The sequence below is a fragment of the Heyndrickxia faecalis genome, from assembly GCF_040267745.1.
Lineage (GTDB): Bacteria > Bacillota > Bacilli > Bacillales > Bacillaceae_C > Weizmannia > Weizmannia faecalis.
Genome location: NZ_CP158453.1, coordinates 588611 through 612404, shown reverse-complemented (window position 1 = coordinate 612404; position 23794 = coordinate 588611). Strand labels below are relative to the sequence as shown.

Below are 23794 nucleotides of genomic sequence, written 5' to 3'. Positions count from 1 at the left end.
CTTACTTTGTCGCATGCTTAGAAAAAAACACCCGCCTGTAAAATACAATTTGAATAAGCCGTCATTTCCCCGGTACGGATCACCGCTTTTGCTTTTTCTATCATTTTTTTAAAATCCTCATGTGGAACGAATGCTATCAAATTCGGAAACTGTTCATTTAAAAACGCCAGCTGGTCCGGGTTTCCGTCTTTCACTTCTTCTGCCGCAATGACTTTTTCTACCACCATGTCATCACAGACAGCCTTGACCACACTTTTAAACGAAGGGGTTCCCGGAGTTAATGCAAGGTCAATTTTCGGCACGCCTTTAGGAACCGGCAGTCCGGCATCCGCAATCACAAGCCAATCTGTATGTCCCAGGTCCGCCAAGACTTTTGTAATCGAGCTGTTCAACATTCCGTGCTTTTTCATCATCTTTTCCTCCCGTCTACTTCTTCACGGGTGGGCATGCCGCCTTGTGCCCCGAATTTTGTCACCGACAACGAGGCAGCGCGATTTGCAAACAGGAGCGCTTCTTTTATTTCTTTCCCTTCTGCAACGGCTACTGCAAATGCAGCATTAAAAGTATCACCAGCTCCAGTGGTATCCACTGTTTCAACCGGAAAACTTGGCACGACAATCTCTTCTCTTCCGTCATAAAATCTTGCCCCGTTTTTCCCTTCTGTAATGATTAACTGGTTTGGATGCCGTTTTAATGCTTCGGACCTGTCTATCCCGTTGAAAAGGAAATTGCACTCATGCTCATTTGGCGTCAAGTATGCCGTTTTTTCAAGAATGGCTGGGGAAAGTTTTCGTGCCGGCGCGGGGTTTAACAAGAGCGGAATCTGTTTTTTTTCACAAAGTTCCGCGACATATTCAACCGTTTCATATGGGATTTCTTGCTGGACTAAGACAATAGAAGAGCCTTCAAATGCTTCTTTTGCCTTTTCCACATAATCCGGTGTGACAAAATCGTTTGCTCCTTTGATAAAAATAATACTGTTGTCCCCTTCCGCCAACGTAATATGTGCGGTGCCGGAACTGCAATGTGTAACCGGTTCCACATATTGTGTAGAGACATGATTTTGACGCAAATTTTCAATTAAGGCCGGGCCATACACATCATCCCCAACACAGCCAACCATGTTTACCTTTGCCCCAAGCCTTGCCGCAGCAACAGCCTGATTTGCTCCCTTTCCGCCCGGCACCGTCTTAAATGAGTGCCCTAAAATGGTTTCTCCTGCCTGTGGCCTTCTGTCAGCTGTCACGACGAGATCCATTGAGATGCTTCCGACCACTGTAATTTGCACCATTTCTATCCGCCTACCTTTCTTGTTGTTTCCCTGTCTTTAAATGCAATCGGGAGTTTGATCTTCTTTTTCAAATTTGTCTGTTGATGCATAGATTCCAGCAAAAGTTTGGCAGCTTCCATTCCCATCTCATAAGCCGGCTGATGAATGGTAGAAAGCGCAGGGTATACAAGCTGGCTGATGGGAATATCATCAAAGCCGATGATTTGCAGTTCATCGGGAATTTTTTTCCCTCTTGCCAATGCCTCCCGCAATACAGCAGTAGCCACCATATCATTGGCTGCAATGATCCCATCTGTATCCGGGTAACAGTCAAACAGCTGCTTTGCTGTTTCCAGAGCATGATGATACGAAAAAGCGGTATTCAATACTTGAAACCTTGCACTGGATCGGCCAAGTTCAGTTAACGCCGCCAAAAACCTTTCCTGGGCGGTGCGCAAATGATGCGGCCCTCTCATCAGTGTGATATTATGGCTTCCCCGTTCGAGCAAAATTTGCGCAGCCAATTTCCCCCCAGCTTCCTGATCCGCGCAAACGGAAGGAAAGTCATCCTGAACTCGGTCCAGCAATACAACAGGAATGTCCAAACCGGCCCACTGTGAGATGTCATCGCTTGATGTACTGATAATCCCCATCACATTATGCTGTGAAAAGGCTTCTATATAATTCACTTCCTTTTCACGGCTTTCATCACTATTACCAATCATAACATGGTACCCTTCTTCCTGGAAAAAATCTTCCACACCCCTGGCAATCTCGGGGAAAAAAGGGTTTGTAATATCCGGGACAACAAGGCCGATCAGCTTCGATTGATGGTGATAAAGTGAACGGGCCACTTCGTTTGGTTTGTACGCTAATTTTCGGATGGCAGCCTCGACTGCCTTCCGGGTATTTTCATTGACATATCCCTTTCCGTTCAGTACGCGGGATACCGTTGCCACCGACACACCCGCTTCACTTGCCACATCTCTGATCGTTGCCAAATGCCTCACCTTTCCTGTGTAACCGGTTACAGATAGTATAATATATCTCGCGAAAAAATTCAATCCATTTACGGCGATTTTAATGAGCTCCAAACAGCAATGGAATTTTCTTTGTTTAAAGGACTGCTTATAAGCGCGTGCCCAGCTTTGAAAAAGTGCGAGGGACTCAAGCTCCGGACATGGCAAGGTAACGGACTGCCTCCCGCAAGAAACAGCCCGTTTTTAACGGATACCTGACTTCCAGCTTATGCATGTTCCAATCGCTGTTTTATTTTTTTCTACTTCTGTGTGGCTCAGCCCGTTCATGTCAACAATCAATTGTGGCTCCACGCCATTCTTGAACATCCCGGCCACAATGGTTTGTAAGAATGCCTTTCTGCCCTTCCTTATACTCCTTTTTCAAATACTTCTTTAAATCCCTTTTTATACCCGAGGTCATAATAATAATTCGGCAAGTCTAAAACAACTTCTTTTCCATCCACACCAGGCAGCCTGACTTCCATCTTATGAATGCTCCAATTGTTGTTTTATTTTTTCCACTTCTCTCTGGCTCAGGCCAGTTTTTTCCACAATTAATTGAAGCTCCATACCCTCCTGCAACATTTTGATGGCAATTGGGATCGTTTGCAAAAAATTCTTTTCTTTTTTCTTCTCTCCCCCTTCTTATGCCGCGGTCAAAATAGGGATTCGGCAGCTTCAATACTTGCTCTGCTTCGTCATAACTCGGGTTCAAGGCTTTCCCCCTTCTATCTGCCTTTTGATTTTCATGATCTCGTCTTCACTCAAGCCAGATGCCTGGGCAATGACCTTCACATCCACTTGATTTTTTAGCAAGTTAACAATAAATCTTCTTAACCTTTTTTCCTTCTTCTCTTTCTTCTTCTCTTTCTTCTTCTCTCCCCTTCTCTACTCCTATTTCAATTCCTCCCTCTTTCCCCTTCTTATACCCGCGGTCAAAGTAAGAATTCGGCAATTTCAATACTTGCTCCGCCTCATCATAACTCTGATTCAAGGCTTTTCCCCTTCTATCTGCCTTTTGATCTTCATGATCTCGTCTTCACTCAAGCCGGATGCTTGGGCAATGACTTTTACATCCACTCGATTTTTTAGTAAATTGATAATCAATCGTTCTCTTTCTTCTTCTCTTCCCTTCTTATACCCGCGATCAAAATAGGAATTCGGTAATTTCAATACTTGCTCTGCTTCGTCTGGGTCCATCATTTTAATGTTTTCCATTACTTCCGCCTCCTCTTTTTCGTTCAGTTTTAAATAATAATCAAAGAAACCGTATAGCAGCCTCATTTTTGCAGGGTCGAGTTCCATCCGGGCCAGCATCCGCAGAAACTCCAGTTTGACCAGCACCCGTTCTTTTTCTGTGTACCCCATTTTGCTTAATAATGCCGCAGCAACAGGGTTGTTGCTCCGGATATAATTTCTCCAATTTTGCTTCATCAGATGAATGGATAAATAGTGAAAACGAAGAATTTCAATGTTGTGGAACGCAAAGGTGAATGTATCAGGGGTTTCTGTTTTCTCCTCATAACTGAAAACGGCAATCGGCAATACCGGTTTCCGGTGCCGGAGACTGATCATCATGTAATAACGAAACATGCGTTCAGGAAAAGGCTTTTCGTAATACGACTGCGGCTCAACATGGATGAGAATCACGGTGTCTTTGCCTTTTACCTTCGTTTCGGCAAGGATGTCAACCCGTTTTTGCTCACCGCCCGGAAAGTCCGTAAACTGTTCCTGCGACAAAAACCGCACCCGGCGGTAGTCGAGATCCGCTGACACATCCGGGAAAAACGCCTCCATAAACTCCTGAAAAAAGTTTTGGATCAGCTCCTTAAACAAACGATCATGCACGTGATAACCGGCATGTTTTTCCATTACCAGTTCCAATGGCAACACTCCTTTTCTTATTTTTCAGTTTTATTTTAGAGGACGATTGTCCCTATTTCAATACCGACTATATAAATTGAACTAAACATTTACTACTTCTCTATATGTTACCAAAATCAATGTCAATCGTGATCGCCATTGATTTTGGCACGAAAAACTTAAGTTCATTTTATATAGCAGAGATACAGGGAAGCCGGACTAACCGGCTCTTCTGTATTATTTAAATTTCAAAGTTTCGTTTAAATGGTCATCATCAGTCTCATTGCCAACCACTCTGTTAAAGAAATGAATGACCATCTTCGCGAAGTTTCCGGAATCCCAGTACTCGGCAGATTCCACATTCACTTTTAGCAATATTACGTTTGGATCATCGTAACTCGTTTTCAAGAGTTTCTCATAACCGGCGCTCCAATATTCTTTCTTCTTTGCGGGGTCTTCGACAATCTCGGCAGTGCCGCGGACGGACACATAAGACTTTCCAGCGTAGGTAACATTTACTTCACGGTTGTGTAAAATTTCATGAAACTTATCCGTATCTTTTTTTGTGAAAAACCACAAATCTCCATCAAACTCAACATCTTGCGTCTTCATTGGGCGTGCGACAAGGCCTTTGTCCGACATTGTAGTCAGCATGGCCGCATGGCTGTGTCAATATCTTTTATTAATTCCCGTAGCTTGGAGACTGCTTCCCTATTTTGTTCAGCATTTCCCATGTCATCACCTCATTCTTTTACTTAAATTATTCCCTTAGGAACTTTGAAAAAACCGCAAACCATGGTTTTTTTAAATGAGTTTGAGTAACAGGGGTCTATCAGAGAAGACGAATTTCTTCACTTTCCAATCTGTTTTTATTTTTATGGATTTACAATTAAACAGGTGATAAGAAGGGGCTATTGCTCCTGCCCCTCTATCTACCTTTTGATTTTCATGATCTCGTCTTCACTCAAGCCGGATGCTTGGGCAATGACCTTCACATCCACTTGATTTTTTAGCAAGTTGATAATCAATCGTGTTCTTTCTTCTTCTCTTCCCTCCTTTACTCCTTCTTTAAATCCTTCTTTAAATCCCTCTTTAAATCCCTCTTTAAATCCCTCTTTAAATCCCTCTTTAAATCCTTTTTTATACCCGAGGTCATAATAATAGTTCGGCAAGTCTAAAACAACTTCTTTTCCATCCACACCAGGCAGCCTGACTTCCATCTTATGAATGCTCCAATTGTTGTTTTATTTTTTCCACTTCTCTCTGGCTCAGGCCAGTTTTTTCCACAATTAATTGAAGCTCCATACCCTCCTGCAACATTTTGATGGCAATTGGGATCGTTTGTAACATTTCTTTTCTCTCTTCTTCTCTCCCCTTCTCTACTCCTATTTCAATTCCTTCTTCTCTTCCCTTCTCTACTCCTATTTCAATTCCTTCTTCTCTGCCTTCCTCTTTCCCCTTCTTATACCCGCGATCAAAATAGGAATTCGGCAATTTCAATACTTGCTCTGCCTCATCCGGGTCCAACATTTTAATGTTTTCCATTACTTCCGCCTCCTCTTTTTCGTTTAATTTTAAATAATAATCAAAGAAACCATATAGCAGCCTCATTTTTGCAGGGTCGAGTTCCATCCGGGCCAGCATCCGCAGAAACTCCAGTTTGACCTGCACCCGTTCTTTTTCTGTATACCCCATTTTGCTTAATAATGCCGCGGCAACAGGGTTGTTGCTCCGGATATAATTTCTCCAATTTTGTTTCATCAGATGAATGGATAAATAGTGAAAACGAAGAATTTCAATGTTGTGGAACGCAAAGGTGTACGTATCAGGGGTTTCTGTTTTCTCCTCATAACTGAATACGGCAATCGGCAATACCGGTTTCCGGTGCCGGAGACTGATCATCATGTAATAACGAAACATGCGTTCAGGAAAAGGTTTCTCGTAATACGACTGCGGCTCTACATGGATGAGAATCACCGTGTCTTTCCCTTTTACCTTCGTTTCGGCAAGGATGTCAACCCGTTTTTGCTCACCGCCCGGAAAGTCCGTAAACTGTTCCTGCGACAAAAACCTCACCCGGCGGTAGTCAAGATCCGTTGACACATCCGGAAAAAATGCCTCCATAAACTCCTGAAAAAAGTTTTGGATCAGCTCCTTAAACAAACGATCATGTACATTGTAACCGGTTTTCTTTTCCATTACCAGTTCCAATGGCAACACCCCTTTTCTTATTTTTCAGTCTTATTATAAAGGACACACGTTCGTTTTTCAATACCCATTTTTACGTTTATCTCCCAATTTTTTAGAAAGACTCACGTACATAAACAGGATCTGCCCGATTAGCCGTTTCTGTTAAGGAAATGGGTAGCCAATTCACAATAGTTTCCGGAAGCCCTGGAATAAGGTAACACGCGGGCCATGTCACCCCTTACATTCCTTTTTATCGTCCCCAGAAAGAAGACTCAGCCGGAGATCTTGTATTTTACACCACACTGCTTTTTTATGGTCACGCTCGTCCATACAGGCTGCATCCACATGACCTTCTTTTGATGAAATACGGTGGGATTTCAATATGCTCCGCGTATGCCGGGTTTTTCATTTTATTAAGCAATGCATCAAAAGCTGCCTTTCCAATAAGATCCGGTGGCAACACAATATTTGTAACAGGCGGTTCAATAATCTCAGCTGATTCAAAGTCACCGAAACCAATAATGGCAACGTCTTTTGGTATCTTTAGTGAAAGCTCCTTTAATTTCGAAATGACACCGATTGTCATTAAATCGCTTAGTATAAAAATCGCTGTTATTTGGTTTTCTCGACTCAGCAAAGATTGGGCCGCATCTGCCCCTCCTTTGACAGTTCCGAAACCTCTTTCTAAATAACTTTCACGGAACGGCAACTGGTATTCGCTTAAGGCAGCTTTATACCCTTCTATTCTTCCTACGGTAGTCGAAACATTTGGGACAGAATAGATCAATCCGATTTCTTTATGACCATGCTGAAGTAAATGTTTTGTTGCAAGATAACCAGTCTGGAAATTATCACCAGTAACATAAGGAACATTCTGAACTTTTGGATCGTACCGGTTTACAAGTACAATTGGAAAATGCTCATTCGAAAACTTGCTTAAGTAATCAATATTACTTATGGTAGGAGACAATATAATACCATCTACCATCTTTGAGTGGAGGAGATTAATGGTTTTCTCTTCATAATCCACATCCTCGTTCGTGTTTACCAGCAAGATATGATATCCCATTTCTCTGGCCCGTTCTTCAACCCCAAAGACCATTTTGTTTACAAAAGAGTCTGGAAAACTCGAAACAATTAGGCCTGCTGTTTTTGTAATTTGTTTTCTCAGATTTTTTGCTGTTGAATTTGGTATGTAATTATACTTCCGGATAATTTCCATCACTTTGTTATATTTTTCTTCTGTTATGTGTTTTGTCCCGTTTATTACATGTGAGACTGTCGCCACAGACACATTTGCCTCTTTTGCAATATCTTTCATGGTGACCATTCATAACTCCCCCAAGTTTGAGCCTTACCTCATATTTTATACGATTTTGCAAGGTTAATAAACAAAAATATAGAAGCAGGTTGGATAAATCAAAAAAGAAAAAATTTCTTGACAAAATAGCGCTTACAAAATATGATTGTTTTTAGTTAATCGATTAACCACAAAGGAGGCATTTCCATGAATTCAGTTCCATCCATATCCAAAGAAAAAATCGACCTGATTAAAGAGAAAGCAAAAATGTCCCGGTTAGAAACCATACGGCTGATTTCAAAAGCAAAAAGCGGGCACTACGGTTCTTCCTTTTCTTGTGCAGAAATATTTGCAACCTTGTACTACCATGTACTCCGGTATGATCCTAAAAATCCAAAATGGCCAAGCCGGGACCGGTTTATTATGGGAAAAGGACATTCTGCAGTCGGTGTTTATTCTATCTTAGCTGATGTAGGGTTTTTCCCAAAAGATGAGTTGGACACCTATACAGATTTAGGAAGTGCTTTTGGAGACCATCCGGATATGAACAAAATAAAAGGGATTGACTTCAGTTCTGGTTCTATCGGCCATGGGTTGTCTGTAGGGGTCGGGATGGCACTTGCAGCAAGAGTAGACGGTGAGAAATACAGGACCTTCGTTCTTATGGGGGATGGAGAATTAGAAGAAGGGCAAACATGGGAAGCTGTGATGAGTGCTCCAAATTTTAAGCTGGGAAATTTAGTCGCCATTGTTGATAACAATAAAGTGACCGTTGATGGCGTAACAAAAAAATTAATGAACGTCAATCCGATCAAGGAAAAATGGGAAAGCTTCAGGTGGAATGTTGTCGAGGTAAACGGACATGATGTTGAAGCACTTATCGATACATTTGATCACTTGCCGCCAGTTGATTCTGAAGTGCCAACTGTGATCATTTGCGATACCGTTGCAGGCAAAGGCGTTTCCTTCATGGAAAACGGATTTGAATGGCATGTTGCATATCTTGGCGAGGACGACATGAAAAAAGCAATTGAAGAAATTGAAAGGGGTAATTGAGATGACAGTCCACACAGATTTTCATAAAGATACATGGGAATTATATAAGAGCCTTGAGATGGCAAAACAATTGACAACCGGCGAGACACTTGCCCGACTTGGGGATGAACACCCAGAAATTGTTGCATTATGCGCTGACCTTGGCAAACCGACAAGGATTTACGAATTTGGAAAAAAGTTTCCGGATCGTTTCTTTAACTTCGGGATTGCTGAAAAAAATATGGTCACGGCAGCAGCAGGCTTAGCATCCACCGGTAAAATTCCTTTTGTATCTACCTATGCTTCTTTCTTAGGAATCTTGGCTGCTGAAAACATTAGAACTGCTGTTGCTTATCCCAATTTAAATGTCCGTCTAGTTGGCACCCATACAGGCATTGCAATGGGCTTTTATGGATCCTCCCACCATGCGACCGAAGATATTGCCATCACCCGTTCTATGGCCAATATGACGGTTATTTCTCCTGCAGATGGAACAGCATTGGCTGAAATGATTGAAGAATCAGTTAAGACATATCAGGGACCTATATATTTTAGAGTAAGCCGCGGGCGGGAAGAACCGGTATATGGAACTGACGGTGTTAAAGTTAAAAATAAAATTGGAAAGGCCAATGTTTTAAGACAAGGAACAGACCTGACCATCATTGCATGCGGAATTGAGGTGAACGAAGCTTTAAAAGCTGCTGACAAACTCGCTGATTACGGGATTTCAGCCAGTGTCATCGATATGCACACGATTAAACCGCTGGATATCAATTGTGTTTTGGATGCTTCCAAAAACACCGGGGCCATTTTAACAGTAGAAGAACATAATATTGTGGGCGGCTTGGGAAGTGCCGTTGCAGAAGTTTTAATGGAATCCGGCGTGCAATGCAAGTTTAAAAGGCATGGGATTTATGACCAATATTCAATTATCGGAAAGCCATATTATTTATACCAACATTATCAATTGGACGGAGACGGTATTGCATCAGTTGCAAAAAAATTTTTGGAAAAGTAATACAGATCATAAAATTGAACGGAGGATGGATCAATGCATTTTACAAATCGAATTGCACTTATTACCGGGGCAGGTTCAGAATTGGGAATTGGTTTCTCGACGGCTAAGGAGCTTAGCCGTCGGGGAGCCACAGTCATTCTGGCTGATATTAATGAAGAAGGCGTAAACCATACGGCTAAAAAAATTCAGGAAACAGGAGGTAAAGCTTTCCCTGTTGCTCTTGATGTAACAAAACTTCAAGATGTAAAACGCATGACAAAAGAAATAAATGAGAAATATGGACAGATTGATATATTAATCAACAATGCTGGAATTTCGCGTCCCACTAAAGTAACAGAAATCACTGAAGAAGAGTGGAATTTAATTTTTGATATCAATATGAAGGGTGTTTTTTTCTTAACCCAAGCTGTTTTACCTTATATGATCGCGCAAAAATACGGAAGAATCGTAAACTTAAGTTCCGTATCCGGAAAACGGGGCGGTGGCGTGTTCGGAGGAGCACACTACTCCGCTTCAAAAGCTGGCGTTACAGGCTTTTCAAAAGCTGTTGCCAGAGAAATGGCACAATACGGAATTACCTGCAACACAGTTGCTCCTGGTCTAATCGGCGGCACAAATATTACCGGGGGGTTGCTAACAGAAGAAAAGAAAGAACAAATACAAAAAGAAATTCCATTGGGCAGGATCGGCCAAGTAAAAGATGTTGCATACGCAATCACCTTCTTGGTTTCAGATGAAGCCGGCTATATTACCGGAGAGGAGCTTGATGTAAACGGCGGTTCACATATCGATTAAGCGGCTCATTCTCCATCTCTTTTTAAAAAATAAGTAAGCGCTAACAAAACTGCTATTGTATCTGCTCAAAACGGATAAATAACAATCACCCATAAAACACTCAATCACCCAAGTCGGAAATCTAAATAACAGAAATTGGACTTGATGGAGCGAGGGAGTGTTTTCTTTTTTATTCAAATTAAAGGAGGGACCACAATTGGATACGATTCAGTTGGAAAATTCTACAGTAAGAAAAGTGACGATTAGATTAATTCCTTTTTTATTTGTTTGTTTTACGATTTCTATTTTAGACAGGGTCAATATTGGATTTGCCGCGCTGCAAATGAATCAGGATCTGCACTTTTCAGATGCTGTCTATGGATTCGGAGCAGGAATATTTTTTATTGGCTATTTTATTTTAGAAGTTCCGGGGAGTGCCATCATGACTAAAGTGGGGGCAAGAAAATGGATTTCAAGAATCATGATTACTTGGGCGATTATTTCTTGTGCAACGGCTTTTGTACAAACGCCTATGCAATTTTATATTGTCAGGTTTCTTCTGGGACTAGCTGAAGCAAGCTTTTATCCCTGTATGGTTTGGTACTTAAGTAATTTTTATCAGACAAAACACCATGGAAAAGCGATAGCCGGATTTATGATTGCCATCCCGGGTGCAAATGCACTTGGTTCCCCCCTTTCTGCCTTTTTGCTTGGAATTAACTGGCTTGGACTGGAGGGCTGGCAGTGGTTATTCATTATAGAGGCAATCCCTTCCATGATCATGGGAATTTTATGCCTGTTTTATTTGGATGATAAAATTGAGGATGTCAAATGGTTAGCAAAGGAAGAATTAAATTGGCTTATAGAAACAATTAAAAGAGAAAAATCACAAAAAAAGGAAGTCAAACATTACACTTTCTGGCAAGCATTAAAAGATCGGGATGTAATAATATTGTCACTTGGCTATTTTTGCTGGATGATCGGTTATTATGGGATTGTCATGTTTTTGCCAACCATTTCAAAGCGCTTGTCTGCCTCTACCTCCATCAGCACGCAAAGCATGGGATGGATAATTGGACTGATGTACATCTTTGCAATGCTTACAATGTTTCTAGTAGGAAACCACTCCGACAGAAAAAACGAAAGGCGCTTCCATGTTGCCTGTTGCTTAACCGTTAGCGCGATTACAATGGTACTTAGCAACTATTTTTCACAAATTAACATTATTTTCTCCTTTATCTTATTAACCATCAGTTTATGCGGAGCTTTCGGAGCCTACTCGCCATTCTGGTCAATACCACCATCGTTTTTAACTGAAGCAGCAGCAGCTGGCGCAATTGCTTTAATCAATAGTATTGGCAATCTCGGTGGATTTGTTGGGCCATACCTGGTTGGATACATTAAGGGGCTTACCGGTTCATTTACCATTAGCTTGCTATTTTTAGGCAGCAGTTTAATCATCAGTTCCGCCATCTTGGTTTTTCTCGTAAAACAATCCGGTAAAGCGATGAAGACGCCAAATAGCTCCAATGAGATTGAAAATTATAATATAAACATATAACCGTGGTCAATATATCGTTCTTGGATGAAAAGCCTGCTATTACAAACAGCGCCTGCCACCCCGGGCGGTGACAGGCGCACATTTTTACTTTTTCCGAAAGGCCATGATCAAGGCAACCAGTGATAGCACAACCGATACGATTGACAAGATGAGCGGCAGGGTGTTGGATGAAGAGCCGGATGTTTTGTCGCCGTTGGTTGTTGTTTCGTGGTTTTGGGCTTGACCGGTGTCCGATCCCTTCACTATTTTTGTAATTGAATGGGGATTGTCGCCGTTTTTGTCCTGCGTCCACTCGACAATACTACCGTCTTTGTAATATTGGTACGCGTCCCAAGCGATTTCGGTCTCATGATCCGGGTTTGCGGCAACAATTGTAAACTGCTGGAACTGGCCCGGTAAAATGCCTTTTCCATCAGCCTTGAAAGTAAAGGTCTTGGTTTTTCCGTCTGAACCTTTTTCAGCCGAATAGGTCCAACCCGGCACCGGTTCATATGATTCAATTTCGACGCCCTTTGGTGTTTTAATTGTGACTTTGGTCGTTGGAATATTTTTTTCTGTCGGCACTTTAATCGTATAGGTTTCCCACGCGCCGGTTGTAGATGTGGTCGGACTCACGGTTACGTGGGCACTTGCTACACCTGCAAACAGAAATAAACTGAAAAATGCCGGCAGCACGACTCTGACAAACTTTTTCAACATTTTTCCTTTTCTCCTTTCATTGGAACCGTTTTTTAAACGCCGTCTTTCCCCCTTCGTCAGGCTAGCTTGCGACACGAACGAAAAAATCTAAGTCAATCATATGCAAGTCTTTCCAAAACTTAGACATGCCTATTCCAGCCTGATACACAGAAACTGATCTTTTTCCCCTCAATCAGGCTTGCGACACGAGCGGAAAAAATCCAAGCCAATCGGTTTTTCCCAAACACACAGAAACTGATTTTTTCCCTTCATTCAGGCTGGCTGCCAACATGAACAGAGAAATCCGTGTCGATGGTATTCAAATCTTTTTTCAAAACGTGGACATGCACGTTCCAATGGCCTGCCATATTGAAATCCATTCCTTTTGCCCGGTAGACACCGACTTTGACTTTTTTCAATACTTTCGACTCACTGCCCATTTCCATTTCAAGCGAAGTAAAAGTTAATGTCACTTGCTCGATATGCTCTATTGGCCGTCCATTGCGGTCTTTCAACGACAATGTAAATGTATTTTCTCCTATTACATTCGGAGTAGCCGAGAACGTCACTACTTCTTGATGGACAGTTTTCGTTTCTTTGAACGGTCCGGGTGCCGCCATCGCAGTCGGTAAGTTCGTCAAAATGACAGAGAGGACGAGTACGGCAAGCCCTGTTGCCAGTTCACCCGATACGGATGCAAAAATTCCTTTTTTCCTGTTTCGCCTTCCGTTCCAAAAATTCAACGCGGCAAGCATGACCATCACGAGAAGCAACAGAATTTTAGCAAACAGCACTTCCCCATAAGAGGTCATTACGAGTGATCGCAAGTTTGGCACATAGGTGATGCTGCCCAAAACGCCTGTCACAGCGAGCACAACGACAAGGGCAATACCCCATTTTGAAAATGCTCTGATCATCCGAAAATAATGCGGCTTTGTATCCTCATGCCTTGCCAATGGCATAAAGACGGCGAACATGGCCAGGCTACCAACCCAAATTTCTGCCGAAAGCAAATGGAGAAAATCCAGCGTCACCTGCCATACAGGATGCGGGGCTGATGCAGCATGGCCAATCAACGCTTTGGTGAGCACCCATCCAAGCGCGGGAACGAGTGCTGCAAAAAACAAAGCGGGATTTTTCGTCTTTGAATGGAAAAATACCAAAGCAGCCAAGCACAGCAACAGGGCCATCTGTACCAGCCATATATGCCCAAAATCCGTACTTGTCGTGAAGCTTTTTAATACGCCGGCATGAAGCACATGGCGCCATGAAGTCGTGAGTTCAATGGACGCCGTTAAAGGCAAACTCAATAAAGTGCCCACAGCCAGGAACAAAATACCCATTTGCAGCATCTTGCCGGACGCTTTCTTTATATATGGATTGTGGCCGGCCTCCCGGGGAACAATGAACAGGGAAAAGAAAAACATGCCGGCAATACACGCAAAACTGGCATATTGCAGCCAGCGGATCAAAATCAAGTCGATTTTGGGCGTATACCCTGTTTCCGTTCCGGGAGTGGATGGTTGCTTCGCCTCATGTCCGGATCCAACTTGAAAAGGGATAACGCCTTGGACAGGGTGCCCGTCACCGGAAACCGCTTTCCATTGAATTTGATATGTACCTTTTGGCAAATTTGTGTGCAAGCCGCATTCCAAAACAGCTCCATTGCGGGAGTTGATCCTTCCGTCTTTTCGGTCAACCCGCTTCCCATCCTCATCAAATACTTGAATGGAATAATTGACGGGCTGGATTTTTTCATCAAATTGGATGGTCACCTTTTTCGGCGGTGCTTTCCATACTTCATTTTCAGAAGGGCTGGATTTTACGATGTACGCATGCGCAGACGCCATGGAAGGTAAAATCAGCACCCCAAACAAGAGCAAAACGGCAAATAAAAAATACTTTCTAGTCTTCAAACGAACCTCCCTCCTTTCAAAATGAGATACGCGCGATTTTCCCGCGATCAAATCCATCGTATACTTAGAAAAATGCAATAGATACCAGAGGACCGCTCCCCGAGGAAAGACACTATTAGCTTAATACATGATTTCATGATTTACAAATGAGAAGGATTTTCAACAAGTGTTTGTGAAAAAGGAAGTACTTGCCACCCCCGCAATCTGCCAAACATCATTTGGCGCTTTACAGGTGACGGGTATTGTAACGGTAAATGCGTTCCTTTTCTGGGTTCGTTTTCCACATTTCAGTTCTTATGCTTTATACTCATCAAAAGCGATAGAATTTAAAACAAAAGACCTGGTTCCCTTCACATGAAAACCAGGTCTTGCCTTTATGGATCATTTGTCAATGCCTGTGGTGATTTGATCTCAACCGATTGTCAAGCCTTGATATTTTTTTATTTCTTCCAATGTTGGAATCGCGTCTTGTCCGCCGGCACGTGAGACTTTGATACCGGCCGCAACCGATGCAAACCGGGCCGCCGCCACAAGATCGTCCGTATCGATTAGCGCATCGGCAATGGCACCGGCATAGCAGTCGCCTGCCCCAACCGTATCCACAGCCTGCACTTGGATAGAATCGACAAAAGTGATTTTGCCTTGCTGAGAAACAAGGCTGCCTTTGCTTCCCATCTTAACAATGGCATTTGGGATTCCGAGTTCATGAATTTTTTGAGCCGCAAGCAATGCATTTTCTTTATCCGTCACTTTAATACCGGTGATCGCTTCCGTCTCCTGGCTGTTTGGCAGTACAAGATCGGCATATCGGAAAGCCTCCGGTGTAATGCCGCCAGCCGGTGCCGGATCGAGAATAACATACATGCCGCGTTGTTTTGCCAGCTTCATGGCTGCTAAAATCGACTCTTTGCTTGTTTCCATTTGAATCAATAAAATTTTTGCTTTCAAATTTGCGAAAGCTTTTTCAATATCTTGCCCGGTTAATGCTTCATTGGCGCCGATTGTGCCGACCATCGTATTTTCCCCTGACTGGTCCACAAGTGCAATAAACGTCCCGGTTCCGACTTTATCTGTCTTCATAACGCCGGTGACATCTACGCCCCGGCTGCGCAAATTTTCAAGCATTTGGTTGCCCGCGCTGTCATTGCCGACCGAACCAACCATTGCAACCTTTTTACCAAGCGTTGCTGCACTGGCTGCCTGATTGGCGCCCTTTCCCCCCGGCAGCATTTTAATCGATTGGCAAAATTCCGTATTCCCGTATTTCGGATAAGTTTCACAGTTTACCACAACGTCCATGTTAATGCTTCCTACCACCACAACATCGAATTCCATTGTCGGTTCCTCCTCTGTATGTCCGTTATTAATGATGCAATTGCCACAATGCCTCATCCATATATGCCGGCTGATTTTCGTTTTTCTGATGGTGCCGCGTTCACTGTGGCATGGGCATCTAATAAGTTTCGCGTACGTTCCACATTTTCCCGCAGCGTGCCTTCCTTTTTAAATACGGCGCTTGTTCCGCACACATACATTGTGGCGCCGTTTTCTTTGCAGGTCGGAATCGTGGATGCACCGATATTCCCGTCTACCTCTATCTCAATATTAAATTTGTTGCGTATAATGATTTCATGGAGCCGGGCAATTTTATCATATACAGCCGGAATAAATTTCTGGCCGGCAAATCCCGGATTCACTGTCATGACAACAACGTAATCGGTTACGTCATAGACATAATCCAGCACATCAAGCGGCGTTGCGGGATTAATGGCGACACCGGCTTTTAAACCTGCGTTTTTGATCCTGGCAAGTGCTCCCTGCAAATTATCGGTTGCTTCTGCATGAATGGAGATCATGTCTGATCCACAGTCAGCAAATAAGTCAATGAATCTTTCAGGCTGTTTAATCATTAAATGTGTATCCAATGGTTTATCGGTCAACTTTCGGACGGTCCGGATAAAATCGGGTCCAAGTGTGAAATTCGGCACAAATAAGCCGTCCATCACATCAAGATGGTAAAAATCAACACCGGCTTCATCCATCTCTTTTATGTTTTCTGCTAAATGTCCCAAATCTGCACACATCAAAGACGGTCCTATTTTATTCATCTTCTTCACTCCTCGTTTAAACCCACACAGTTGGGGGATATTTCGTTTCAGAATGGAAACCGAAACAGGGGGCAACGCTCACTTGCATGAAACCAAAATTAAAAACTTTGCCCCGGACTCATCATTTCCTTTTTTTGCTTAACAAATGGGACGGAATTGTCTTGAATCAAGGTTCAACTCTCCATCCCCCGGAACTTGCGGGCTATCAATCAACCGATGACTCCCGTACAACAAGTTCGGGTTTTACTTCATATTTCCTCGGTTTTTCGTTTTCATTCCGGATTAAACGGTTCAATTCTTCAATCGCCAGCCGGCCTACCTTATGTTTTTGCTGGTCAACCGTCGATAACTGCGGCGTGGAGAACCGCGAAAACTGGATATGATCATAGCCAACGATTTTCATATCGGAAGGCACTTTTAACCCGGCTTCCGTACAAGCGCGGATGGCCCCTAACGCCATGGCATCGTTTGAACTGAAAATGCCATCAAAGGACGCTCCGCTATTTATCAGGCCTTTCACTGCTTCATATCCGCTTTCCATGCTGAAATTCCCGTAAACGACCTGTGGCACCTGCCCATGCCCATCCTCTTTTAAAACTTCCAGGTAGCCGGTTAAACGGTCATTTGCACTTTTTTCATCTTTCGGGCCTGACAGATGGACAATTTTACGGCATCCGCCTTCTTTTATAAGATGTCGTACTGCAAGCCTTGCTCCTTTTTTATGATCCACTGTAATGGAAGAATAAGGGTGGTCAGACTGCGATCTGTCGATGGTAATGGTACGGACTCCCCGGCTTTCCAGGAAATCGAGATCTTTTGTTTTCACGTACAGTGAATTAATAATCGCACCTGTTACATAGCTGCTTAGAACGGAATCCAGGTAGTATTTTACTTTTGACCGTTCATCATCGCTGTTGCACAAATACACATGGTAACCATAAGCATTGGCAGCTTCTTCAATCGCCTTCACCAATTCCGGGAAAAAAGGATTTTCCAACGAAGGAATCAGCAAAGCAATTAAGTTTGTATTTCCTTTTGATAAACTTTTTGCCAATGTATTAGGCTTATAGTTCATTTCTTCTGCAATTTTACGTACGCGTTCAATCGTTTCCGGGCTGGCTTCGCCTTTATTGTTCAAAATTCTGGATACCGTTGCCGTTGAAACACCGGCTGCTTTTGCCACATCGCGTATTGTTACCATGAGCCTAAACTCCTTTTCGTCTTACGTAACCGATTACGTTACTAATGTAAGCCTTTTTCTTTATTTTGTCAACGGTTTCTTTTTGTAAAATCATTTTTTCTGTCTGTTTCCCGGTTTCCTTCTAATATTAGATGCTCATGACATATTAAATAGGGCACCCGCGGAAGAATGAAAATTAGCCGGTTAATATTTTCAAGAATTCGATTTACCAGCAACATGCATTTCAACAGCAGATATAAAATGAACTTAAATTTTTCGTGCCAACATCTAATGATGATCCGAATAGTCATTGCTTCATATAAAGAAATAGTAATCACTTCTATAGCTGCAACAAACGTTTGATTTCTCCTCTCCCTCATTTTTGCGTACAACGTTCTATGCATTTAAGTGTTGGCAAAAGCCGCCAGAATGGTTGCCAAGTCTAAACTTTTTGCCTGTTCAACGCTGGCTAAAAAGCGAAAGCCGTTTCATTTTCCCGCAAAAAGGCCGCCTTTCAGAAAAGGGATCAAAATGCTAAAGGAAATTTGGATATATTTTCTTTTATGAAAACGGTTGAATTTATTTTAGGAGTTTGCTATATTATAGATAATCCTTTTTGTTTCGTTTACGTAACCGGTTACGAGGCAAAAGGAGGGACACAACCATGATGATTGTCGATAAATTGAACGAAGGTTTTCGCTTTTTTATAGACTTAGGCGCACCAGCCATGATGTTTTTTATCATTACCATTTTATCTTTGTGTGTAGGTGTATCCATCTCGCGTTCTATTGAGGGCGGAATTCGGATGGCATTGGCGCTCACAGGTATGAGTGCCGTCATCTCATTATTGACAAGTGCGTTCGGTCCGGCCCTTCAAAACTTTGTGAAGGCAACCGGCGTATCACTTGGCATTACCGACTTGGGATGGGCGCCGCTCGCGGTCATCACCTGGGGATCGATTTACACACTTTATTTTGCTTTTATTTGTCTCATCACAAACTTCATTCTTTTGATTACGAAGACAACCAGCACATTAAATGTCGACCTGTTTAACATTTGGAACATTTCCGTTCTCGGATTGCTCATTTTGCATTACTCCGGAAACAATATGATCGTCACAACATTATTTGTTGCATTTATTTACGCGCTCATGCTGATCAATTCGGATGTCATGAAACCAACTATTAATGAGCTCCTTGATTATGACCAAACCAATATTACAACAACGGCACACCCGTCATTGTTAGTCGCTCCGGTCGCGATGGTGTTTAACAAGGTGATTGACAAATTTCTCCCGTTTATTGATAAGTTTGACTTTAATGCCGAAACCCTCAATAAAAAAATCGGTTTCTGGGGAAGCAAATTTGCGATTGGTGCATACCTCGGGATTTTCATCGGTTTATTGGGGCAGCAATCTCTCAAAGATACTTTTGCGCTTGCTTTTACCGCAGGGGTTTCGCTTGAATTGTTTGCTTTTGTCGGCGGATGGTTTGCCCCGGCGATTGACCCGCTATCAGACGGGATCACAAAAATGATGAGTAAGCGATTGCGCGGAAGAAAACTATTAATCGCCATTGACTGGCCGATCCTTGCCCCAAGAGCAGAAGTTTGGGCAGTAGCCAACATTCTTGCGCCGATTCTGTTAGTGGAAGCCATGTTTTTACCAGGAAACCACGTCTTGCCGCTTGGAGGGATTTTGCTGACGGTGCTGACGCCGGCACTCTTGATTGTTACCCGCGGAAAAGTGATCCGGATGACGATTATCGGCACGGTGATGATCCCATTGTTCCTTTGGGGGGCAACACTCATTGCCAAATTCTTAACATCCGCATCGATTGCCATGCACAGTTTTCCGGCAGGGCTTTCAAAAGGCGCACTCTTCTCATCTGTTGACTCGGACCCGATTGAGAAAATGCTCGCCATCTTGTTTGGGAAAGCAGCTAATACGCTGGATTTGAAGCTCATTGCTTTTTCCATTCTGGCACTGGCCGGATACATCCTGCTGTTTGCCTGGTACCATCAACAAATGCGGAAAAGAAATGCAGCCATTAAAGAGACCATCCAAGCACAATCCGACCAAAACCAAAGTTCCAATGTAAAAAAAGTGTTCAAAGCGGAATAATGAAAAATACCGCCCTGAAAACTGAAAAAGGTTTTCAGGGTTTTTGCTATGGGCGGCTTTTCTTCAATTTCTAAAACGGCAGACAAATATTTGCACGCTGACAATTTACCGTCTTTGTTTCACGGCTTGGGCATCGTTCACTGGGGATTTCATCCATCTCCCGTCCGTGCGTTCTCTCCCATCAGCAAAGCGCTTCACCTCCCCTGCCGCCGGCTTGCGTTTCGAAGCGGCAGGGCTTATTTTCCTATATCCATAGCAGCACTCCCTTTTTTACAAGATTCACCAATATTCCCTTGTTTTTAAACTTCGGGTATGCGATCAGCCGGTTCAGATCTTTTACGGTTAATGCAGAAGGCGGGATGGCGAGTTCGTATTCGCCCCGCAACTGATATACGAGTGACAGCGCATATTCCGTTTGTTTCGGTGTCAGTGAATAATCTTCCGCACTGGCAGTCTGCCCGGCTTTTGTTTTGCCCATTTCAGCCAAAAGCGCTTTTAATTTGGCATCGACAAGTGCTTCTATTTTTTCCTGGCTGATTTGCTCCTTATCCCGCCTTTTAAGCCATTTTTCCAAAAACCCTCTAAGCAATGATTTTCTTCAAAAATTGTCCCTGATACTATTTTACCAAGCCGGCCAGGGATTTTTCTATATATTTAGTGCAATATATATTTTCATAGGAAAATTGTCGCAGCCGGTATAGTATAATGAGTAAAAAAGATAGCTTGGAAGGAATTGGAATGGCCGTTACGATTCCTGAGTCAATCAGGTCTTCCGCAACAGCGGGAGAGCGCTGTTGTTCCGTGCGCTGAAACCATCCGGAAAGCACGGTTAGAAAGGAACGGTTTTGCTGAAGCAGGTCAGCCAATAAGCATTGCTGGGCGCAAAAGCAGGAAAAAAATCGATGTGCAAAAACGGCGGGACACTTTATGTTGCCCGCCGTTTTGGATGGCAATACGATGGAAATCCCCGCCAGATTTGGCGGTTGCCGCGCATTTCAGGCTCCGGCCCGTTTTCCAAAAGCGAAGTGCTAGTCCATGTTTAATATCCCGTTTTGCGGAATCTCAATTTGGAAATGGGTTCCTTCCGCTGAACTTTCAACGATCCGGATATTGCCGAGATGCTCAATGATAATCTTTTTCACATAAGGCAAGCCTAATCCCATTCCTTCAGGTTTCAATGACAAAAAAGGGTTAAAAACACTTTCCCAATGTTCCCGCCCAATCCCTGTGCCAGTATCTTTAAAATGGATCATAATCATTTCCTGGTCCACTTCAATCCGGATCGCAATCCTTTTGTCCTTTCTATCTTCGGGCATCGCCTCTATGCTATTCTTAATAAGATTGATAAAAACTTGTTTCAAATTTGCTTTATTTACGTACGCATCAAGGGAATGATAACAATTCAGCAGTTCAACTTCGATATGATGTTCTGTTAAAATGGCTTGGGAAAACGCAAGAGACTCCCTGATGATCGATTCCAGATTTTCTTTCTTAAAAGTGGTGGAAGATGACTTCAAATAGGTCTTGTAGTTATCTACTAAGTCATCTAAATGCTCAGAAGTTTTTTCTATCATATTTAAATAAGCTTTATCTTTTTTATCCATACCAGCGCTTGCATTTAACATTTGGGAAAAGCCCTTAATGATTTGATTCGCATTTTTCACTTCATGAATCAGACTTCCGGCTAAGTTGCCGGTGTAGTCCAATTTCATCTGCCTTTCCATTATTTCATAATAGTTTGCCTTTATATTTGCGCCTAATTTTATGAACTCCATGACGATCAAGGTTGAGAAAATGATAACCCCGATACTGCTGGAAATACCACCGGTTCCAGGAGAAAAGTTTAAAAAACCGAATATGTATAAAAGCAGGGAATACAGGCTAAACCTGGCCAGGAATCTTTTGATATTTTGGTTTACCATTCCTTTGGTCATCATGAATATAAGGATTAAAAACAGTAAGAAGCTGCCCATATGTAAAATATATAGCCAGATCAGCGGCCCGTATTCAGGAAATAAAAAGAGGGTATTTGCCCCATTTTTATTCGCCATATACAAGCCTTTTGTACCTAAACTTGTCCAGTTTATAAAATAAATAACCGTACTCCAGAAAATCAAAAAATATAAAACCTTTTTATTGAGTAAAACATTCGATAGTTTGTCCAGCCATTTCCGTCCTGCCAGAAGTGCCGGCTGGCCTTTTATGATAGAAAAAGCAATGTAATAGACAACCGGTATGGAAAAAGTCGTCCCGCCCCGAAGAAATTTGAAAAGAACAAGGATCGTTTCCTTGCTTAATACTTTTCCGAGAAAAAGGACGCCTATATCGAATTGCCAGGCCGTGATCAAAAGCATATAGAATCCCAATATCAGAGACAGCTTTGACTCTTTATAAAGTGATTGCATACTCACGGCCAGGACAATCGGAATGAATCCTATCGTAAAAATCAATACCCCCATAACGATAGTACCTCATCCCCTTTCTAACTCTTGGTGTATTTCTTCATATAGGCACATGCGTTATTGCCGCCAAATCCATGGTTGGTGATGGCCACTTCATGAATCTCCCGATAGAGGGTCTCTGTTACAATATTCATTTCTTCATACCCGCGCCTCGTTGTCCGAATCGTTGGCGGGATAAAGCCATATTGCATGCTTAAAAGCGATGAAATGACTTGCAAAATACCAATGGCGCCAAAAGGGTTCCCATACATGCTTTTGATTGAAGTATAGGGAACTTCATGGTTAAACAACTGTTTGGAACAGTGCTGCTCGATTTGGTCGTTCAGTTCAATGCCAAGTGCCTGGCTGTTGATGTAATCCGGTTTTCTTCCCATTGTGACTTCTTTTAACGCGTTTAACATTTGGTCCCCGGATCCGTCCAATGAAAAAATGTTGATCCCATCATTATTGGAAACGACATCAACGATTTCGCCTTTTATATCCGCTTTTCGTTGAACGGCATCTTCTTCCCTCTCCAGCACGATTGCCCCTGCCGCTTCTGACATTGCAAACCCTTTGCTTCCTTTTTGAAACGGCACAGCGCCTTCTTCAAGCGTTTGGTTAAGCGGTATCGTTTTTGTTTTGGCAAACGCATAAGTTGTCGCATTGCATATCGGGCTGTCCGTTCCGCCGACAATGGCCGCATCCACTTTTCCGCTTTTCAAGTAAAGGATTGCATCTTCTACTGCTTCCAAACTGGAAGTGCAACCTGTTGTAATCGTTTTTTCGACGCCCCTGGCCCCAATATAATGGCCAATGGCAGCCGTAATACTATGGTAATTCGCATAGTGGGAGAATATGAGCGATACTTTTCGATACAGTTCATGATTAGCGTAGTGAATGGAATCCTGGTACAGTTTCTCTCCCGTAGCACCAAGGGATAATCCGAAAAACAAGCCTACTTTTTTATGCCGGACATCCAGCCTGGAAGACGCGATTGCTTCTTTCACTGCAGCGGCCCCCATTTTTGTTACTTTTGGGAGGCGCTTTAGTTTATCATCTGCTTCTATTTGTTTCAATTCTTCATCCTGGATAAGCCCGGCAATGGTTGATTCTCCTTTTGGCCCCATGCCCTCCGCCACTTGTAATGTGCAAACGCCGTTTTTCAAATTAAACAAATACTGATCAATGTTCCTCGTATTTGGCGCAAATATCCCGTATCCGGTACATACTATTTTCATAACGGCCCCACCTATCGAGTATTTTACTTGTCTATTATAGCAAAAACACGCCCATTTTGATTTATTGTTTTGAAAAAA

At 42.8% G+C, this 23794-nt stretch carries 22 protein-coding genes and 1 pseudogene; 5 read left to right on the top strand and 18 right to left on the bottom strand.

What is annotated here, in order from left to right:
• Positions 1-17: 17 nt before the first annotated feature.
• The 10 genes and pseudogenes from rbsD to ABR335_RS02830 all read right to left on the bottom strand — a co-directional run bounded on the left by rbsD (position 18) and on the right by ABR335_RS02830 (position 7672).
• The gene (gene rbsD / locus ABR335_RS02880) at positions 18-410 is read right to left on the bottom strand and encodes a D-ribose pyranase (protein ID WP_350346533.1); all 393 of its coding nucleotides are present in this window, start codon (positions 408-410) and stop codon (positions 18-20) included.
• Positions 410-1291, bottom strand: a complete 882-nt coding sequence (rbsK, locus tag ABR335_RS02875; protein WP_350346532.1) for a ribokinase — start codon at positions 1289-1291, stop codon at positions 410-412. Before rbsK ends, rbsD begins: the two co-directional genes overlap by 1 nt.
• A 2-nt stretch (positions 1292-1293) precedes the next feature.
• Positions 1294-2271 (bottom strand): LacI family DNA-binding transcriptional regulator, encoded by a 978-nt coding sequence (locus tag ABR335_RS02870; RefSeq protein ID WP_350346531.1) that lies wholly within the window; start codon positions 2269-2271, stop codon positions 1294-1296.
• Between the two features lie 457 nt (positions 2272-2728).
• On the bottom strand, positions 2729-3004 hold the full coding sequence (locus tag ABR335_RS02860) for a hypothetical protein (RefSeq protein WP_014097048.1): 276 nt from the start codon (positions 3002-3004) through the stop codon (positions 2729-2731).
• Positions 3005-3106: 102 nt separating this feature from the next.
• Positions 3107-3283, bottom strand: coding sequence for a hypothetical protein (locus ABR335_RS16785; protein WP_434063177.1), 177 nt, complete (start codon positions 3281-3283; stop codon positions 3107-3109).
• The gene (locus tag ABR335_RS02850) at positions 3280-4173 is read right to left on the bottom strand and encodes a DUF4351 domain-containing protein (protein ID WP_350346530.1); all 894 of its coding nucleotides are present in this window, start codon (positions 4171-4173) and stop codon (positions 3280-3282) included. The genes ABR335_RS16785 and ABR335_RS02850 overlap by 4 nt, the downstream gene beginning before the upstream one ends.
• A 216-nt stretch (positions 4174-4389) precedes the next feature.
• Positions 4390-4886 (bottom strand): annotated as a pseudogene (locus ABR335_RS02845) (pyridoxamine 5'-phosphate oxidase family protein).
• A 198-nt stretch (positions 4887-5084) separates the two neighbouring features.
• On the bottom strand, positions 5085-5372 hold the full coding sequence (locus ABR335_RS02840) for a hypothetical protein (protein WP_350346529.1): 288 nt from the start codon (positions 5370-5372) through the stop codon (positions 5085-5087).
• A gap of 1 nt (position 5373) precedes the next feature.
• On the bottom strand, positions 5374-6363 hold the full coding sequence (locus ABR335_RS02835; protein WP_350346528.1) for a DUF4351 domain-containing protein: 990 nt from the start codon (positions 6361-6363) through the stop codon (positions 5374-5376).
• A 295-nt stretch (positions 6364-6658) separates the two neighbouring features.
• The gene (locus tag ABR335_RS02830; RefSeq protein WP_350346527.1) at positions 6659-7672 is read right to left on the bottom strand and encodes a LacI family DNA-binding transcriptional regulator; all 1014 of its coding nucleotides are present in this window, start codon (positions 7670-7672) and stop codon (positions 6659-6661) included.
• 177 nt (positions 7673-7849) lie between these two features.
• Between ABR335_RS02830 and ABR335_RS02825 the strand changes: the two genes are divergently transcribed.
• The 4 genes from ABR335_RS02825 (at position 7850) to ABR335_RS02810 (ending at position 12030) form a co-directional block, all read left to right on the top strand.
• Entirely contained in the window at positions 7850-8698 is an 849-nt protein-coding gene (locus tag ABR335_RS02825; RefSeq protein ID WP_350346526.1) for a transketolase, read from the top strand.
• A complete protein-coding gene (locus ABR335_RS02820; protein ID WP_350346525.1) occupies positions 8673-9695 on the top strand; it encodes a transketolase family protein in 1023 nt (340 codons plus the stop codon). The genes ABR335_RS02825 and ABR335_RS02820 overlap by 26 nt, the downstream gene beginning before the upstream one ends.
• A 33-nt stretch (positions 9696-9728) precedes the next feature.
• Positions 9729-10490 carry an SDR family NAD(P)-dependent oxidoreductase gene (locus ABR335_RS02815; RefSeq protein ID WP_350346524.1) on the top strand — a complete coding sequence of 254 codons (762 nt, stop codon included), beginning with the start codon at positions 9729-9731 and terminating at the stop codon, positions 10488-10490.
• Positions 10491-10686: 196 nt separating this feature from the next.
• Positions 10687-12030, top strand: a complete 1344-nt coding sequence (locus ABR335_RS02810; RefSeq protein WP_350346523.1) for an MFS transporter — start codon at positions 10687-10689, stop codon at positions 12028-12030.
• Positions 12031-12114: 84 nt separating this feature from the next.
• Here ABR335_RS02810 and ABR335_RS02805 read toward each other — a convergent pair whose 3' ends face one another.
• The 5 genes from ABR335_RS02805 to ABR335_RS02785 all read right to left on the bottom strand — a co-directional run bounded on the left by ABR335_RS02805 (position 12115) and on the right by ABR335_RS02785 (position 17933).
• The gene (locus ABR335_RS02805) at positions 12115-12729 is read right to left on the bottom strand and encodes a YcnI family copper-binding membrane protein (protein ID WP_350346522.1); all 615 of its coding nucleotides are present in this window, start codon (positions 12727-12729) and stop codon (positions 12115-12117) included.
• Between the two features lie 248 nt (positions 12730-12977).
• Positions 12978-14624 (bottom strand): copper resistance protein CopC, encoded by a 1647-nt coding sequence (locus ABR335_RS02800; protein ID WP_350346521.1) that lies wholly within the window; start codon positions 14622-14624, stop codon positions 12978-12980.
• A gap of 411 nt (positions 14625-15035) precedes the next feature.
• A complete protein-coding gene (locus ABR335_RS02795; protein WP_350346520.1) occupies positions 15036-15959 on the bottom strand; it encodes a PfkB family carbohydrate kinase in 924 nt (307 codons plus the stop codon).
• A gap of 53 nt (positions 15960-16012) precedes the next feature.
• The gene (gene rpe, locus ABR335_RS02790; RefSeq protein WP_350346519.1) at positions 16013-16732 is read right to left on the bottom strand and encodes a ribulose-phosphate 3-epimerase; all 720 of its coding nucleotides are present in this window, start codon (positions 16730-16732) and stop codon (positions 16013-16015) included.
• Positions 16733-16937: 205 nt separating this feature from the next.
• Positions 16938-17933: a LacI family DNA-binding transcriptional regulator gene (locus ABR335_RS02785; RefSeq protein WP_026684420.1), complete on the bottom strand. Its 996-nt coding sequence runs from the start codon at positions 17931-17933 to the stop codon at positions 16938-16940.
• Between the two features lie 643 nt (positions 17934-18576).
• Between ABR335_RS02785 and ABR335_RS02780 the strand changes: the two genes are divergently transcribed.
• Positions 18577-20034: a PTS transporter subunit IIC gene (locus ABR335_RS02780; RefSeq protein ID WP_350346518.1), complete on the top strand. Its 1458-nt coding sequence runs from the start codon at positions 18577-18579 to the stop codon at positions 20032-20034.
• Positions 20035-20278: 244 nt separating this feature from the next.
• On the opposite strand, the gene ABR335_RS02775 is transcribed toward ABR335_RS02780, so the two are convergent.
• The 3 genes from ABR335_RS02775 to ABR335_RS02765 all read right to left on the bottom strand — a co-directional run bounded on the left by ABR335_RS02775 (position 20279) and on the right by ABR335_RS02765 (position 23716).
• Positions 20279-20608: a hypothetical protein gene (locus ABR335_RS02775; protein WP_014097035.1), complete on the bottom strand. Its 330-nt coding sequence runs from the start codon at positions 20606-20608 to the stop codon at positions 20279-20281.
• A gap of 454 nt (positions 20609-21062) precedes the next feature.
• A complete protein-coding gene (locus ABR335_RS02770; protein WP_350346517.1) occupies positions 21063-22493 on the bottom strand; it encodes a HAMP domain-containing sensor histidine kinase in 1431 nt (476 codons plus the stop codon).
• Positions 22494-22516: 23 nt separating this feature from the next.
• The gene (locus ABR335_RS02765; RefSeq protein WP_350346516.1) at positions 22517-23716 is read right to left on the bottom strand and encodes a beta-ketoacyl synthase N-terminal-like domain-containing protein; all 1200 of its coding nucleotides are present in this window, start codon (positions 23714-23716) and stop codon (positions 22517-22519) included.
• Between the last annotated feature and the right edge of the window lie 78 nt (positions 23717-23794).